This is a genomic window from Amaricoccus sp., assembly GCF_017995835.1.
In the GTDB taxonomy this organism is placed as follows: Bacteria; Pseudomonadota; Alphaproteobacteria; order Rhodobacterales; family Rhodobacteraceae; genus Amaricoccus.
This window is the reverse complement of the sequence record NZ_JAGOID010000080.1, coordinates 1-14,920: the sequence shown is the minus strand read 5'-3', so window position 1 is coordinate 14,920 and position 14,920 is coordinate 1. Positions and strand designations below refer to the sequence as shown.

Below are 14,920 nucleotides of genomic sequence, written 5' to 3'. Positions count from 1 at the left end.
CCCTTCCAGGCGGCGTCCGGCATCAGCCCCTCGGTGACGGCGGGCATCGGCAGGTCGTGGCGCACCCCGAGGCCGAGGCGTTTCGCCATCGCCGAGATGCCATCCGGCCCGACGCGGCGCGCCATCTCGTAGTAGTAGCAGTCGCAGGACTGCGAGAGCGAGCGGCGCAACTCGACGCGGCCATGGCCGCCGCGCTTCCAGCAGTGGAAGCGGCGATTGCCGAGCGTGGTGAAGCCCGGGCAGCTCACCCCGTCGCCGGGGCGCACCAGGCCCGCGTCGAGGGCGGCGAGCGCGACCACCATCTTGAAGGTGGAACCGGGCGGATAGGCCCCGGAGACCGACTTGTTGGCGAGCGGGCGGTATTCGTCATTGAGGAGCGCGTTCCATTCGGCCGAGCCGATGCCGAAGACGAAGCTGTTCGGGTCGAAGCCCGGCGAGGAGGCGAGCGCCACGATGTCGCCGTTCGTCACGTCGATCACCACGGCCGAGGCGCTCTCGCCGGCCATGCGCTGCATGGCGAAGTTCTGCACGCCCTTGTCGATGGTGAGCTGGACGTCGCGGCCGGCGACGCCCTCCACCCGGTCGAGCTCGCGCACGACCCGGCCTCCGGCGCTGACCTCGATCCGCATGTTGCCGGCATGGCCCCGGAGTTCGGTCTCCAGCCGCTGCTCCACCCCGGTCTTGCCGATCTGGAAGCGGGGGATTTGCAGGACCGGGTCGGGATCCTCGATGGCGGCGAGATCCTTCTCGGAGACCGGGCCGACATAGCCGACGACATGGGCGGTCGAATAGGCGTCGGGGTAGAAGCGCGACAGGCCGACCTCGGCGATGACCCCGGGCAGCACCGGGGCGTTGGCCGAGACGCGGACGACGTCGTCCCAGGTCAGGTGCTCGGCGACGACGACCGGCACGAAGGCGCTGCGCGCCGCCATCTCCTTCAGCGCGCGCTCGCGGGCCTCCGGGGTGAGGACGACGATGCGGCCGAGCCGGTCGAGGATCGCCTCGACGTCGCCTGCCTGCTCGCGGACCATGACGATGCGGTAGTTCTGCCGGTTGCCGGCGAGCGCCCTGCCCTCGCGGTCGAAGATCAGGCCGCGCGCCGGCGGGATCAGGCGAATGTTGACGCGGTTCTCCTCGGCGAGGAGCGCATAGCGCTCGTTCTCGACGATCTGGAGCTGGCGCATCCGGGCGGCGAGCGCGCCGACGGTCCCGAGCTGGATGCCGAGGAGCATCAGCCCGCGACGGGTGATGCGCGGCGGGGGCGCCGAAGGCGGCCTCACGACAGGCGCCCCGGGCGCAGGGTCGGGGCCGGGCTGCGGCGAAGCCGCATCCCCACGCCCCAGGCGAGGAGGAGGACGACGAAGGGATAGGCGAGCGCGGTCGCGGCCGCCTCGCGCAGCAGGGCCGGGAGACCGGGACCGTCGAGAAAGACGAGCTGCATCGCGGCGTGCGCACAGAGCGCCCAGGCGAAGGCGAGGACGGCGACGGCGAGCCATTCGCCGAGGAAGGAGCCGGCGCGCAGGCTTGCGGCGCTGCGGCGGAGCGCCTCGGTGGCGGCGACGAGGGCGAGGGCGCCGAGCCCGACCGGGCGGTCGAGGGCGATGTCGGCGGCAAGGCCGAGGGCGACGACGGCCCAGAGCGGCGCCCCGGCCGGGCGGCGCAGCGCCCAGGCGCAGGCGAGGCAGAAGACGAGGTCGGGGCCGGGCCAGGCGCCGACGGCGCGCGCGACGGGCGTCAGCGCAAGGTGCATGGCGACGACGCCGAGGGCGAGCACGGCGGCGGTCTCGACCGCGGGGGCGAGGCGGCCGGCGCTCACCGCCCGCGCCCTCCGGCCGGCGCCTCGGGGCCGGCGTCGACGAGCGGGCCGATCAGCCCACCCGGGCCTTCGACCGCGGCGACGGGCTGCTGGCGGATGACGCGGACGAAATCGAGGCGGCGGTACTGCGCCGCGGGCAGGACGCGCAGGCGGCCGTCGGGGCCGGCGACGACCTGGCCGATCAGGATCTCCGGCGGCAGCAGGCCGCCGTCGCCGGAAGTGACGACGCGGTCGCCGGGGCGGATCTCGTCGGGTTGCTCGAGCAGGTCGAGCGTCGGCGTGGCGCGGTTGTCGCCGGCGAGGATGGCGCGCTGGCCTGAGGGGCGCACGGTGGCGGGGACGCGCGAGGAGCTGTCGGTCAGCAGGATAACCCGGGCGGAGCGCTCGCCCACCCCGGCGACACGCCCGACGAGGCCGCGGCCGTCCACCACCGCCGCGCCGTCGGCCACGCCGTCGCCGCGGCCGACGTTGACCATGACGGAATGGCGGAACGGCGAGCCGCTGTCGGCCATCACCTCGCCGGTGACGAAGGTGAGGCGCGGGTTGAGGCGGACGTTGTTGAGGGCGAGGAGCTGGGCGTTCTTCTGTTCGAGTTGCAGCGCCGCCTCGCGCCAGCCCTGCATCCGCAGGAGTTCGCGGCGCAATTCCTCGTTCTGGGCATAGACGCGGGCGTAGGAGCGGAAGTCGGAGACGAGGCCGGCGGCGGCGGCGAGCGGCTTGAGCGTCCACTCGAAGCTCGGGACGAAGCGGTCGATCAGGCTGACGCGCAGCTGCTCCACCCGGACGTTGTCGATGCGCCAGACGAGGAAGATCGCGACGAGGACGACCGCGACGACGCCGACCAGCACCCGGCGCACGCCGCGCAGGTAGTCCGGGGTGTGGTCGCCGTGGAAGGACACGCGCCTCATGCCTCCGGCCCGGACGGGCCCAGCGGGTCTTGCGCCCGCCTCAGTTCCCGAAGTCTATCACATGGGCGAGCTGGGTTTCAAATTCGAGGCTCTTGCCGGTGCCGAGGGCGACGCAATTGAGCGGCTCCTCGGCGATCGAGATGGCAAGGCCGGTATGCTCGCGGAGCGCGAGGTCGATGTCGCCGAGGAGCGCCCCGCCCCCGGTCAGCATGACGCCACGGTCGACGATGTCGGCGGCGAGGTCGGGGGGCGTCTGCTCGAGCGCGTCGATCACCGCGTCGACGACGGCGTGCACCGTCTCGGCCAGCGCCTCGGCGACCTGGCCCTGGTTGAGCTCGATCTCCTTGGGCACGCCGTTGAGCAGGTCGCGGCCGCGCACCTCGATCCGGGCGCCCTGGCCGTCGTCGGGCATCCGGGCGGTGCCGATCGTGGTCTTGATCCGCTCCGCCGTCGCCTCGCCGATCAGGAGATTGTGCTGGCGGCGCAGGTAGTTGATGATCGCCTCGTCCATGCGGTCGCCGCCGACGCGCACGCTGCGGGCATAGACGACGTCGCCGAGCGACAGCACCGCCACTTCCGTCGTGCCGCCGCCGATGTCGACGACCATGTTGCCGGTCGGCTCGGTGATCGGCATCCCCGCCCCGATCGCCGCGGCGATCGGTTCCGCGATCAGCCCGGCGCGCCGCGCGCCTGCGGCGAGCATCGACTCGCGGATTGCGCGCTTCTCTACCGGCGTGGCGCCGTGGGGGACGCAGCAGATGATCTTGGGCTTCGACCAGCCGCTGCGCCGGTGCACCTTGCGGATGAAGTGCTTGATCATCTCCTCGGCGACGTCGAAATCGGCGATCACGCCGTCGCGCATCGGCCGGATCGCCTGGATCGAGCCCGGCGTGCGCCCGAGCATCAGCTTGGCCTCCTCGCCGACCGCGAGCACGCGCTTCTTGCCGTCCTTGAGGTGGTAGGCGACCACCGAGGGCTCGTTCAGCACGATCCCCTTGCCGCGCACGTAGACGAGCGTGTTCGCCGTTCCGAGGTCGATCGCCATGTCGGACGTGAACAGACCGCTCAATGCGCCAAACATACAGGTCCGCCTTTCTAGCGCGACAGGAGGCGCCCATATAGGCCAGCCGCAGCAGGGGGGTAAAGGCCCGCAGCGCGCGCCGGAAGGCATGGCGCGCACTTATTGTTCAACTTATGCGCGAATGACACAGCGCCGCGCCCGGCCGCGGCCGTCGACGGCGTGGCGATCCCTGTTGCAAAACCGTCGCCGAGCGGCCTTAACTGACGGCGACGCGCCCGCGTGCTTGCGGCGGCGCGTCCGATCGCCCGCAGCGGCGAGGCCACGACAGAGGGGTACCTTCAAAATGACGCGACTGATGTCCACGAGCATCCTGACCGGCCTGGCGCTGGCGGTCGCCCTGCCCGCGTCCCTGCCCGCGACCGCCCAGACGCTCGACGAGCTCACGGCGGCGGCGACCTCCGAGGGGATGCTGACCACCATCGCGCTCCCGCACAGCTGGTGCGGCTACGGAGACGTGATCGCCGGCTTCAAGGCGAAGTATCCCGGCATCAACGTCAACGAACTCAACCCGGACGCGGGCTCGGCGGACGAGCTCGAGGCGATCCGCTCCAACAAGGACAACAAGGGCCCGCAGGCGCCCGACGTGGTCGACGTCGGCCTCGCCTTCGGCCCCTCGGCCCAGGCGGAAGGTCTGCTCGCGCCCTACAAGGTCTCGACCTGGGACACGATCCCGGCGGACGTCAAGGACGCCGACGGCCACTGGTTCGGCGACTACTACGGCGTGATGGCCTTCATGGTGAACACGGATCTCGTCGAGAACGTGCCCGCCACCTTCGCCGACCTGCTCAAGCCCGAATACGTCGGACAGGTGTCGCTGACCGGAGACCCGCGCACCTCGAACCAGGCGATCCTCGCGGTGATGGCCGCCGGCATGGCCCGCGGCGCCGCGCCGGGCGCCGACGCCGCCAAAGCCGGGCTCGAGTTCTTCAAGGAGCTGAACGAGGCCGGCAACTTCGTGCCCGTCACCGGCCGCGCCGGCACGCTGGCGCAGGGCACGACGCCCATCCTCATCACCTGGGACTACAACGCGCTCACCTGGCGCGACGGCCTTCAGGGCAACCCGCCGGCCGAAGTGGTGGTGCCCTCCGACGCCGTGCTCGCCGGCGTCTATGTCCAGGGCATCTCGGCGCACGCGCCGCAGCCGAACGCGGCGAAGCTCTGGATGGAGTATCTCTATTCCGACGAGGGCCAGCTCGGCTGGCTCAAGGGCTACTGCCACCCGATCCGCTTCAACGACCTCGTCGCCCGCGGCGTGGTGCCGCAGGAACTCCTCGACGCACTGCCGCCGGCTGCGCCTACGAGGCCGCCGTGTTCCCGACGATCGAGCAGGTGAACGCCAACCGCGACGCCGTCGTCGGCGGCTGGGACGCCGTCGTCGGCGCGGACGTGGTCGACTGATGACATCCCGGCCCGGACCCCGCGCGGGCCCGGGCCGAACGCCCCCCACCCGGTGAGCAGACCCGCCCCTTCTCGTGAAAACTCGCCGCTCCGCTTCGTCGGGGTGGCGCCCTTTCTGGTCTTCACCGGGCTCTTCCTGATCCTGCCGACGCTCTACATCGTCGTCGGGGCCTTCCGCGCCACGGACGGCGGCTTCACGCTCCAGCACATCGCCGGGCTCAACACGCCGGCGATCCGCAACGCCTACTGGGTCTCGATCCGCATCAGCTTCTGGTCGGCGCTCTTCGGCTGCGCCATCGGCCTCGGCATGGCGGCGGCCGTCATCCACGGCGGCCTGCCCGGCCGCCTGCGCGGGCCGCTGATGACCTTCTCCGGCGTCGCCTCCAACTTCGCCGGCATCGCGCTCGCCTTCGCCTTCATCGCGACGCTCGGGCCGGCGGGCCTCGTGACGCTCTGGCTGCGCACCGAATTCGGCGTCAACCTGCGCGCCTACGGCTTCAACCTGCTCAGCACCACCGGGCTGATCATCACCTACCTCTTCTTCCAGATCCCGCTGATGATCCTCATCATCGCGCCCGCCCTCGACGGGCTGAAGCGGGAATGGCGCGAGGCGGCCGAGACCCTCGGGGCGAGCACGTTCCAGTACGTGCGCATGGTGGCGCTGCCGATCCTCTTTCCCTCGATCCTCGGCTGTTTCGCGCTGCTCTTCGCCAACGCCTTCGGAGCGGTGGCGACCGCGATCGCGCTCACCGGATCGTCGCTCAACATCGCGCCGATCCTGCTCTTCGCCCAGATCCGCGGCGACGTGCTCGGCAGCCCCGGCCTCGGCTACGCGCTCGCCCTCGGCATGGTGGTGATCGCGGGCGTCGCCAACGCGCTCTCGATCTGGCTGCGAACCCGCTCGGAGAAGTGGTTGAGATGACGCGCTTCCTCGCCTGGGCGATGTTCCTCTTCGGCGTCGCCTATTTCGCCCTCCCGCTCTTCGGCATGACCGAGTTCTCGCTCCGGATGCGCCGCGGGGTCTATTCCCTCGACGCCTACCGGGTGGTGCTCGGCGACCCGCAGTTCCAGGCGACCTTCGCCTATTCGACGGTGATGGCGCTCCTGACCATCGTGGTCGGGGTGCTGGTGGTGGTGCCGACCGCCTACTGGGTGCGGCTCTACCTGCCGCGGCTGAGACCGGTGGTCGAGTTCATCACCCTGCTGCCGCTGGTCATTCCGCCGATCGTCATCGTCTTCGGCTATCTCCGGCTTTTCAACACGTCCTCCTGGCTGCCGCTGACGGGCACCGCGGCAGGCACCAACCTGTTGCTGCTGATGGGCTACGCCACGCTCTCGCTGCCCTACATGTACCGCGCCGTCGACAACGGCCTTCGGACCATCGACGTTCGCACCCTGACCGAGGCGGCGCAGAGCCTCGGCGCCGGCTGGGCGACGATCCTCGCGCGGGTCATCCTGCCGAACGTGCTCGTTGCGGTGCTCTCGGGCGCTTTCCTCACCTTCGCCATCGTCATCGGCGAGTTCGTCATGGCCGCGCTCCTGAACCGGCCCGCCTTCGGCCCCTACCTCCAGCTCATGGGCGCGAACAAGGCCTACGAGCCCGCGGCGCTCGCGGTGATCGCCTTCGTTGTCACCTGGGTCTGCATGGGCTTGATCTCGCTGGTGACGCGGTTCCAGAAATTCACCCCCGCGCCGAGGTGACGATGGCCTTCCTCGAACTCTCTGCCCTGCAAAAGTACTTCGGCGCCAACCACGTCGTGCGCTCCTTCGACCTCGACGTCGCGAAGGGCGAGTTCGTCACCCTGCTCGGGCCCTCGGGCTGCGGCAAGACCACGGTCCTGCGCATGGTCGCAGGCTTCGAGACGCCCTCGTCCGGCCAGATTCGCATCGACGGGCGCGACGTGACCGCGCTGCGCACCAGCCAGCGCGACATCGGCATGGTCTTCCAGGCCTATGCGCTGTTCCCGAACATGACGGTCGCCGAGAACGTCGCCTTCGGGCTCAGGGTCGCGGGCCGGCCGCGGGCGGAGATCGACGCGGGCGTGCGCGAGATGCTGACCCTCATCCGCCTCCCCGACCTCGGAGGCCGCTACCCGTTCCAGCTCTCCGGCGGCCAGCAGCAGCGCGTCGCGCTCGCGCGCGCGCTCGCGGCCCGGCCCAAGGTGCTGCTGCTCGACGAGCCGCTCTCGGCGCTCGACGCCAAGATCCGCGTATCGCTCCGCACCGAGATCCGGGCGATCCAGCGCCAGCTCGGCATCACCACGATCTTCGTGACCCACGACCAGGAGGAGGCGCTCTCCATGTCGGACCGCATCGTCGTGATGAGCGGCGGCGTGGCCGAGCAGGTCGGCCCACCCTTCGAGATCTACAACCGCCCGGCCACCCGTTTCGTCGCGGGCTTCGTCGGCACCCTGAACCAGATCGCCGCCGAGGTGATCGACGCCGGCGCGGGCAGGCTCGCCGTCGGCGGCGCCGAGATCGCGCTCGGCCGGGCGATCCCGCCCGGCCAGGGGACCGTCTCGCTGGCGCTCCGGCCCGAGGCCGTCGGGCTGGGCGGACGTCCGGGCGACATACGCCTCGCCGGCGAAGTGTCGGAGGTGAGCTTCCACGGATCGGTGGTGCGGGTGCGCGTCGAGGTCGCCGGCGGCAGCATCGCCGTGGACACCTTCAACAACGCCGCGTCCCGGCCTCCGGCGGCCGGCGAACGGGTGGAGATCGCCTTCGCCCCCTCGGACGTGCTGATCCTCGGGGATTGATACGGCCCCAGCCTGAACGCCTCGCGCCTGCTTTAACGATTCAATCCCGACTCTTTTGCTTGGCATATGCGTTGTGCATACGTCGTGCATGGAGTGTGCATCGAAGGATCCGCCGTAAACCTTTGATGCCGAAGTCTTCGGACGGAAACCGCATGAGGCCTGCGCCCCAGGCGCCCGTTCAGTGGCCGACGGTGACGAAGCCCCGGGACGCACGGCCGCCGCCGGGGCGGCTCATGGCCTCGTGGATCATCTCCGTCGCGACCCAGACCGGGGGATACTTGGAGCGGGCGACGTCGAGGACGAGGAAACGGTCGGCCTCGTCGCTGTAGGCAGCCAGCGGCGAGATGTGGCCCTCGCCCTCCTGCCCCAGAGCCGGGCGGTGATAGTTGACCGCGACGTAGCGGCCCTCGGTCGCGAGCGCGTCCCGGGCGAGGCAACGAAAGGCATCGACGTCCCTGTCGCTGACGTAGTGGACGTCGACCGCCACGCCATGCGCGGCGAGCGCATCGCCGAAGACGGCGAGCGGCATCCCCAACCGGGCGACCCGCTTGCGCGCGCGCAGGCGTTCGACCTCGGGGGTAAAGACGTTGCGCTGGTCGAAGGGCCGCAGGCGCCGCGGACCCGTGGCCCTCGCGCCGTGAAGCGCGTTGAGCAGGATCGCCATCGTCGCCGGACCGCAGAACGTCGGACGGATCTGCGGGGCGTAATGCCGCTCCAGCGCCGCGTAGCCGGCCCGCGCCCCGGCGCCGCGCAGGAGCGCCGCGCCCTCGAAGCTGTCGAGCGCGGTCAGGTGCTCGGCGAGCGGCAGCGGCGCCGATCCGAACTTGCGGATCGCGACCACGCCGAGAAAAGCCGACCAGACCGAAGGCAACGCCACACCCGAACTCCCCTGCTCGCCCGCAGGATAGGGTCCACAGGCCCGGCGTCGCAAGCGATGCGGACGTCGACGAGAGTCACGGATGCGTGAGGGCGGCCCCGGCGGCCTCGACCGCCGGCCGGGGCGCCTGAGTGAAGGCCGCGACCACCCCGCGCCGGACCGCCTCCGGCGCGGGACGCCGGTTCGCGCCGGGCAGGAGGATCACGCCCAGGGCGCCGGCCGCTTGTCGAAAAAGGCGGCGAGCCCCGCCTGCGCCTCCTCCGTCTCCCAGACGTCGGCGAGCGCCACGATGGTGGCCTCGATCACCGCGGCGTCGATGCGCGGCCCGAGGCTGCGCGCCAGCCGCTTCGCCGAGGCGGCGGCGCCGGGCGCGACCGAGAGATAGGGCGCGACCTCGGCCTCGACCGCGGCGTCGAGGTTCTCGGGCAGCGCGATCCGGTGGACGAGACCGAGCTCCTTCGCCTCCTCGGCGCCGAAGACGCGGGCGGAAAAGAACACCGTGCGCGCCCTGCCCTCGCCCATCCGCGCCAGCACGTAAGGCGAGATCGTCGCCGGAATGATCCCGAGCCGGGTCTCGGTCAGCCCGAAACGCGCGTCGACCGCGGCGACGACGCAATCGGCCACCGACATCATGCCGATGCCGCCGCCGTAGGCCGCGCCATGAACCCTTGCGATAACCGGCTTCGGCAATGTGTTGACAACGTTTAGCATATCGGCCAGACGCCGCGCCTCGGCCATGCGGCCGGCGCGGTCGGCGTCGAACTGCGCCCGCATCCAGCCGAGATCGCCGCCGGCGCAGAAGGTCCGGCCCGCGCCCGCCAGGACGACGACGCGCACGGCCGGGTCGGCGCCGAGCGCGGCGGCGGCGGCGGCGATCTCGTCGCACATCTCGCCGCTCATGGCGTTGTGTTTCTCCGCCCGGTCGAGGGTGAGCGTCGCCACGCCCCGCCCGTCGACCTCTGCCGCCACCATGCTCATGCCATGCTCCTCAGGCTGCGCGCGAAGGCCGCCGCCTCGGCGAGACGCGCGCCGTCCACGCCGGTCTCGTGCCCGAGATCGGCGAGACGCGCCGCCAGCGCCTCGGTCGCCACGTTGCCGGCCGCCCCCGGCGCGTAGGGGCAGCCGCCGAGCCCGCCGGCGGCGCTGTCGAAGACCCGGAGCCCGAAGCCGATCGCCGTCTCGACGTTGTCGAGCGCGCGCCCGCCGGTGTCATGGAAGTGGCCGGCGAGGCTCTCGGCCGGGACCACCGCGCACACCGCCTCGAGCATCGCCGCCACCGTCTCCGGCGTGCCCCGCCCCACCGTGTCGCCGAGCGAGATCTCGCGGCATCCGAGGGCGAGCAGGCGCGCGGCGACGTCGGCCACCGCCTGCGGCGCGACGGGGCCCTCGTAGGGGCAGTCGGTGACGCAGGAGACATAGCCGCGCAGCGCGATCCCGGCCGCCTGCGCCGCCTCGGCCACGGGGTCGAAGCGGGCAAGGCTCTCGTCGATCGTGGCGTTGATGTTCTTGCGGCTGAACGTCTCGGAGGCCGACCCGAACACCGCGACCTCGTCCGCCCCGGCAGCCAGCGCCGCCTCGAAGCCCTTCATGTTCGGGGTCAGGACGGCGTAGGTCACGCCCTTCCGGCGCGAGATCCCCGCCATCACCTCGGCCGCGTCCGCCATCTGCGGCACCCAGCGCGGACTGACAAAGCTCGTCACCTCGATCTTGCGCAGGCCCGCCGCCGTCAGCAGGTCCACGAGCCGGATCTTCTCGGCCGTGGCGATCGGACGGGTCTCGTTCTGCAACCCGTCACGCGGGCCGACCTCGTAGACGACGATCTCAGTCATGGGGAGCCTCGTAGAACGGGCGCATGTAGATTTCCGGCGGGCCGTCCTCGGCCAGCGCGGCGCGGCAGGCCGGCCGCGCCTCCAGCCGGTCGAGCCAGCGGGCGACGCCGGGGAGTGGGTCGAGCCGCACGAAACGGCGGGCGGTCATGGCGCTGTAGCCGACAGCGACGTCGACGGCGGAAAAGCCCGAGGGCAGCAGCCAGTCGCGCGCCGCCACGGCGCGGTCGACGACCTCCAGCGTCTTTTCGAGCCGCCTCGCCTCCAGCCTCATCACCGTCGGCGAGCGCATGCGGTCCTCCCTCAGCACGATGTGCTGCTGCGTCAGGTTGGCGACATGCTGCCCGATCGTCTCGGCGAAATGCAGCCATTGCAGCCAGTCCGCCCGCTCCGGGTCGCCGGGCGCCCGCCCGAGCGCGGGAGCCCGGGTCTCGCAGAGGTACTCGGTGATGGCGCCCGATTCGAAGAGCACGCGCCCGTCGATCTCCAGCGCGGGAACCCGGCCCGCCGGAGAGAGCGCGAGGTAGTCGGGGCGGCGCGTCGAGCCGTCGAGCATGGAGCGCCGCACGATCTCCGGCGCCTCGCCCATCTCGTGGAGCAGCCACAGGATGCGGAAGGACCGCGCCTGCGGAACATGATGCAGGCGCAGGGTCATTCCTCCGGCTCGAGCAGCACCAGGACGGCGCCGGCCTCGACCTGCGCGCCTTCCGCCGCCGGAGCCTCCCTGATTGCGCCATCGCGCGGGGCGACAAGGCTGTGCTCCATCTTCATGGCCTCGAGCACCACGAGGACGTCGCCCCGCGCCACCCGCTGGCCGGGGCGCGCGGCGAGCCGCTTCACCAGACCGGGCATCGGCGCGCGCAGGTCGTCGCCGCCCGCCTCCTCGGCGGCGACGGAGAGCGGATCGGGGACGCGCGCGACGAACGACTCCGCGCCGTCGAAGATCGTCACGACGCCGGCCGCCGACACGACGCCGAAGCGGCGGTTCTCGCCGTCGATGCGCAGGTCGAGGTCGGCCCCGTCCCAGCGCCGGACCTCCACGTCGCGGCCGTCGAACACGAAGCCGCCCGGGCCGGTCACCGCCAGCGTGTGGGCCGCGTCCTCCTCGCCGATCCGCAGCCGCGCCAGCCGCAGCAGCGGAGCCCAGAGGGTGAAGCCCATGAGCGGGCCGGCGTCGTCGAGAAGCCCGAGGGCGACCAGCGTCGCCGCCGCCCGCGCCGCGAGGTCGGGCTCCGCCGGCACGGTCAGCGCGGCGAGATCGCGCTCGATCAGGCCGGTGTCGACCCGGCCGGCGGCGAAATCCGGCTGCCGGGCCAGACGGGCGAGGAAGCCGAGGTTGGTGACGGAACCGGCCACCCGGGTCGCCTCGAGCCCGCGCGCCAGCCGCTGCAGCGCCGCCGCCCGGTCGGGGCCGTGGACAATCACCTTGGCGATCATCGGGTCGTACCAGGGCGTGATGACGTCGCCCGCCCGCACGCCGGCGTCGGCCCGCACGCTGTTCGGAAACGCCAGATGGGTGAGCCGCCCCGTCGCCGGCAGGAAGCCTCTCGCGGCGTCCTCGGCATAGAGCCGCGCCTCGAAGGCGTGGCCGTGGATGGCAAGCTCGCCCTGGGTCTTCGGCAGCGGCTCGCCGCAGGCGATGCGCAGCTGCCACTCGACCAGATCCTCGCCGGTGATCGCCTCGGTGACGGGATGCTCGACCTGGAGCCGGGTGTTCATCTCCATGAACCAGAACCCGTCGGGCCGCAGCCCGCGCGAGCCGTCGACGATGAACTCGATCGTCCCCGCGCCCGCATAGCCGATCGACTTCGCCGCATCGACCGCCGCCTTGCCCATCGCAGCGCGGGTCTCAGCGGTCATGCCGGGCGCCGGGGCCTCCTCGATCACCTTCTGGTGGCGCCGCTGCAATGAGCAGTCGCGCTCGAACAGGTGCACCGCGGCGCCGTGCCTGTCGCCGAAGACCTGCATCTCGATATGACGCGGCGCGGTCACGTACTTCTCGACGAGCACTGCCGCGTTGCCGAAGGCCGAGCGCGCCTCGCCCCGCGCCGAGGCCAGCGCAGGCCCGAAGTCCGCCGCCCGGTCGACCTTGCGCATCCCCTTGCCGCCGCCTCCGGCGACCGCCTTGATCAGCACCGGGAAGCCTATCCGCTCCGCCTCCGCCGCCAGCAGCCGGTCGTCCTGGTCCGCGCCGTGATAGCCCGGCACCACCGGCACGCCCGCCTTCTCCATCAGCGCCTTGGCCGCGTCCTTGAGCCCCATGGCCCGGATCGCCGCGGCCGAGGGGCCGATGAAGACGAGCCCCGCCGCCTCGACCGCTTCGACGAACTCCGGGTTCTCCGACAGGAAGCCATAGCCCGGATGCACCGCCTGCGCCTGCGTCGCGAGGGCGGCCTCCACGATCACGTCGCCGCGCAGGTAGCTCTCCGCCACCGGAGCGGGGCCGATCCGCACCGCCGTATCCGCCAGCGCCGCGTGCCTGGCCCCCGCGTCGGCGTCGGAATAGACCGCCACCGTCCCGATCCCCAGCCGGCGGCAGGTTGCGATCACCCTGCAAGCTATCTCGCCCCGGTTCGCGATCAGGATGCGATCAAACATACGCCCCTCCCCCGGCTCTTCGGTCCGGACTCTTGTCTCGCGTGCAACGCCCGGGCGCCGACGCCAAGCCGATGTCGCGCGGCCCGCATCACATGCGAAACACGCCGAAGCGCGTCTCCTCTATCGGCGCGTTCAGCGCCGCCTCCAGCGACAGCGCCAGCACCTGGCGCGTGCGCCGCGGATCGACCACGCCGTCGTCCCAGAGCCGGGCGCTGGCATAGAGCGGGTGGCTCTGGCTGGCGAACATCTCCAGCGTCGGGCGCTTGAACTCGGCCTCCTCGTCGAGGCTCCACACGCCGCCGCGCCGCTCGATGCCCTCGCGCCGCACCGTCGCCAGCACGCCGGCCGCCTGCTCGCCGCCCATGACGGAGATGCGCGAATTCGGCCAGGTCCACAGGAACCGCGGCTGATAGGCCCTTCCGGCCATTCCGTAATTCCCTGCCCCGAACGAGCCGCCGACCAGCACCGTCACCTTGGGGACGGAGGTGGTCGCGACCGCCGTCACGAGCTTCGCGCCGTGGCGGGCGATGCCCTCGTTCTCGTAGCGCCGCCCGACCATGAAGCCGGTGATGTTCTGAAGGAAAACCAACGGGATGCCGCGCTGGCTGCACAACTCGACGAAATGCGCGCCCTTGATCGCGCTCTCCGAGAACAGCACGCCGTTGTTGGCGATGATCCCGACCGGGATCCCCATCACGTGCGCAAAGCCGCAGACCAGCGTCGCGCCGAACCGCGCCTTGAACTCGTCGAGCCGCGAGCCGTCGACCACCCGCGCGATCACCTCGCGGATGTCGTAGGGCGTGGACAGCGACGCCGGCACCACCCCGAGGATCTCCTCCGGATCATGGCGCGGCTCCTCGATCGCCTGCCGCAACGGGCCCGCGGGCTTCGTCCGGTTGAGCGCCGCAACCGCGTCGCGCGCCAGCGCCAGCGCGTGGGCGTCGTCCTCGGCGAGATAATCCGCCACCCCCGACAGCCGGGTGTGCACGTCGCCGCCGCCCAGATCCTCGGCGCTGACCTCCTCGCCGGTCGCGGCCTTCACCAGCGGCGGACCGGCGAGGAAGATCGTCCCCTGGCTCCGCACGATGATCGAGACGTCCGCCATCGCCGGGACATAGGCGCCGCCCGCGGTGCACGATCCCATGACCACGGCGATCTGCCCCACCCCCGCGGCGCTCATCCGTGCCTGGTTGTAGAAGATGCGGCCGAAATGGTCGCGATCGGGAAAGACCTCGTCCTGGTTCGGCAGGTTCGCGCCCCCCGAATCCACCAGATAGACGCAGGGCAGCCGGCACTCCGCCGCGATCTCCTGGGCGCGGAGATGCTTCTTGACCGTCATCGGGTAGTAGGTGCCGCCCTTCACGGTCGCGTCGTTGGCGACGACCATGACCTCCTGCCCGCGCACCCGGCCGACGCCGGCGATCACGCCGCCACAGGGCGCGTCGCCGTCGTACATCCCGTACGCGGCGGTGGCGCCGATCTCGAGGAAGGGCGCGCCGGCGTCGAGCAGGTTCGCCACCCGCGCCCGCGGCGGCATCTTGCCGCGCGAGACGTGGCGGGCGAGCGCGTCGCGCCCGCCGCCCTCGGCGGCGGCCTGCGCCGCCTCGGCCACCCCGGTGAGGGCGGCCAGATGCGCCGCCCGGTTGGCGCGGAATCCCTC

At 71.7% G+C, this 14,920-nt stretch carries 13 protein-coding genes and 1 pseudogene; 4 read left to right on the top strand and 10 right to left on the bottom strand.

The window, feature by feature from the left end; genetic code table 11:
- The 4 genes from mrdA to KBA23_RS12230 form a co-directional block, all read right to left on the bottom strand.
- The coding region (mrdA, locus tag KBA23_RS12245; protein WP_290741323.1) for a penicillin-binding protein 2 at nt 1-1,232 on the bottom strand (1,232 nt) is incomplete at its 3' end.
- Nucleotides 1,233-1,276: 44 nt separating this feature from the next.
- A complete protein-coding gene (gene mreD, locus KBA23_RS12240; RefSeq protein ID WP_290741322.1) occupies nt 1,277-1,816 on the bottom strand; it encodes a rod shape-determining protein MreD in 540 nt (179 codons plus the stop codon).
- Nucleotides 1,813-2,715 (bottom strand): rod shape-determining protein MreC, encoded by a 903-nt coding sequence (mreC, locus tag KBA23_RS12235; protein WP_290741320.1) that lies wholly within the window; start codon nt 2,713-2,715, stop codon nt 1,813-1,815. The genes mreD and mreC overlap by 4 nt, the downstream gene beginning before the upstream one ends.
- A 49-nt stretch (nt 2,716-2,764) precedes the next feature.
- Nucleotides 2,765-3,805: a rod shape-determining protein gene (locus KBA23_RS12230; protein WP_290741318.1), complete on the bottom strand. Its 1,041-nt coding sequence runs from the start codon at nt 3,803-3,805 to the stop codon at nt 2,765-2,767.
- A 283-nt stretch (nt 3,806-4,088) separates the two neighbouring features.
- On the opposite strand from KBA23_RS12230, the pseudogene KBA23_RS12225 reads away from it, so the two are divergent.
- From KBA23_RS12225 to KBA23_RS12210, 4 genes and pseudogenes are all read left to right on the top strand, one after another.
- A pseudogene (locus tag KBA23_RS12225) lies at nt 4,089-5,203 on the top strand (ABC transporter substrate-binding protein).
- Between the two features lie 52 nt (nt 5,204-5,255).
- Entirely contained in the window at nt 5,256-6,125 is an 870-nt protein-coding gene (locus tag KBA23_RS12220; protein WP_290741317.1) for an ABC transporter permease subunit, read from the top strand.
- Complete coding sequence (locus KBA23_RS12215; protein WP_290741315.1) at nt 6,122-6,904, top strand: ABC transporter permease; 783 nt, start codon at nt 6,122-6,124, stop codon at nt 6,902-6,904. Before KBA23_RS12220 ends, KBA23_RS12215 begins: the two co-directional genes overlap by 4 nt.
- 2 nt (nt 6,905-6,906) lie before the next feature.
- A complete protein-coding gene (locus KBA23_RS12210; protein ID WP_290741313.1) occupies nt 6,907-7,959 on the top strand; it encodes an ABC transporter ATP-binding protein in 1,053 nt (350 codons plus the stop codon).
- Nucleotides 7,960-8,137: 178 nt separating this feature from the next.
- Here the strand turns inward: KBA23_RS12210 and KBA23_RS12205 are convergent, their stop codons facing one another.
- The 6 genes from KBA23_RS12205 to KBA23_RS12180 form a co-directional block, all read right to left on the bottom strand.
- Nucleotides 8,138-8,836, bottom strand: coding sequence for a phytochelatin synthase family protein (locus KBA23_RS12205; protein ID WP_290741312.1), 699 nt, complete (start codon nt 8,834-8,836; stop codon nt 8,138-8,140).
- A gap of 201 nt (nt 8,837-9,037) precedes the next feature.
- Complete coding sequence (locus tag KBA23_RS12200) at nt 9,038-9,814, bottom strand: crotonase/enoyl-CoA hydratase family protein (protein ID WP_290741310.1); 777 nt, start codon at nt 9,812-9,814, stop codon at nt 9,038-9,040.
- The gene (locus KBA23_RS12195; RefSeq protein WP_290741308.1) at nt 9,811-10,665 is read right to left on the bottom strand and encodes a hydroxymethylglutaryl-CoA lyase; all 855 of its coding nucleotides are present in this window, start codon (nt 10,663-10,665) and stop codon (nt 9,811-9,813) included. Before KBA23_RS12195 ends, KBA23_RS12200 begins: the two co-directional genes overlap by 4 nt.
- Nucleotides 10,658-11,317 carry a glutathione S-transferase family protein gene (locus KBA23_RS12190; RefSeq protein WP_290741306.1) on the bottom strand — a complete coding sequence of 220 codons (660 nt, stop codon included), beginning with the start codon at nt 11,315-11,317 and terminating at the stop codon, nt 10,658-10,660. The genes KBA23_RS12195 and KBA23_RS12190 overlap by 8 nt, the downstream gene beginning before the upstream one ends.
- Nucleotides 11,314-13,260, bottom strand: a complete 1,947-nt coding sequence (locus KBA23_RS12185) for an acetyl/propionyl/methylcrotonyl-CoA carboxylase subunit alpha (protein ID WP_290741304.1) — start codon at nt 13,258-13,260, stop codon at nt 11,314-11,316. The genes KBA23_RS12190 and KBA23_RS12185 overlap by 4 nt, the downstream gene beginning before the upstream one ends.
- Before the next feature lie 88 nt (nt 13,261-13,348).
- The coding region (locus KBA23_RS12180) for a carboxyl transferase domain-containing protein (protein WP_290741303.1) at nt 13,349-14,920 on the bottom strand (1,572 nt) is incomplete at its 5' end.

Bases quoted from the DNA above. Each gene is read 5' to 3' on its own strand.
- KBA23_RS12230 (WP_290741318.1), bottom strand. From the start codon at position 3,805: ATGTTTGGCGCATTGAGCGGTCTGTTCACGTCCGACATGGCGATCGAC.
- KBA23_RS12195 (WP_290741308.1), bottom strand. From the start codon at position 10,665: ATGACTGAGATCGTCGTCTACGAGGTCGGCCCGCGTGACGGGTTGCAG.
- KBA23_RS12215 (WP_290741315.1), top strand. From the start codon at position 6,122: ATGACGCGCTTCCTCGCCTGGGCGATGTTCCTCTTCGGCGTCGCCTAT.
- KBA23_RS12200 (WP_290741310.1), bottom strand. From the start codon at position 9,814: ATGAGCATGGTGGCGGCAGAGGTCGACGGGCGGGGCGTGGCGACGCTC.
- KBA23_RS12190 (WP_290741306.1), bottom strand. From the start codon at position 11,317: ATGACCCTGCGCCTGCATCATGTTCCGCAGGCGCGGTCCTTCCGCATC.
- KBA23_RS12185 (WP_290741304.1), bottom strand. From the start codon at position 13,260: ATGTTTGATCGCATCCTGATCGCGAACCGGGGCGAGATAGCTTGCAGG.
- KBA23_RS12210 (WP_290741313.1), top strand. From the start codon at position 6,907: ATGGCCTTCCTCGAACTCTCTGCCCTGCAAAAGTACTTCGGCGCCAAC.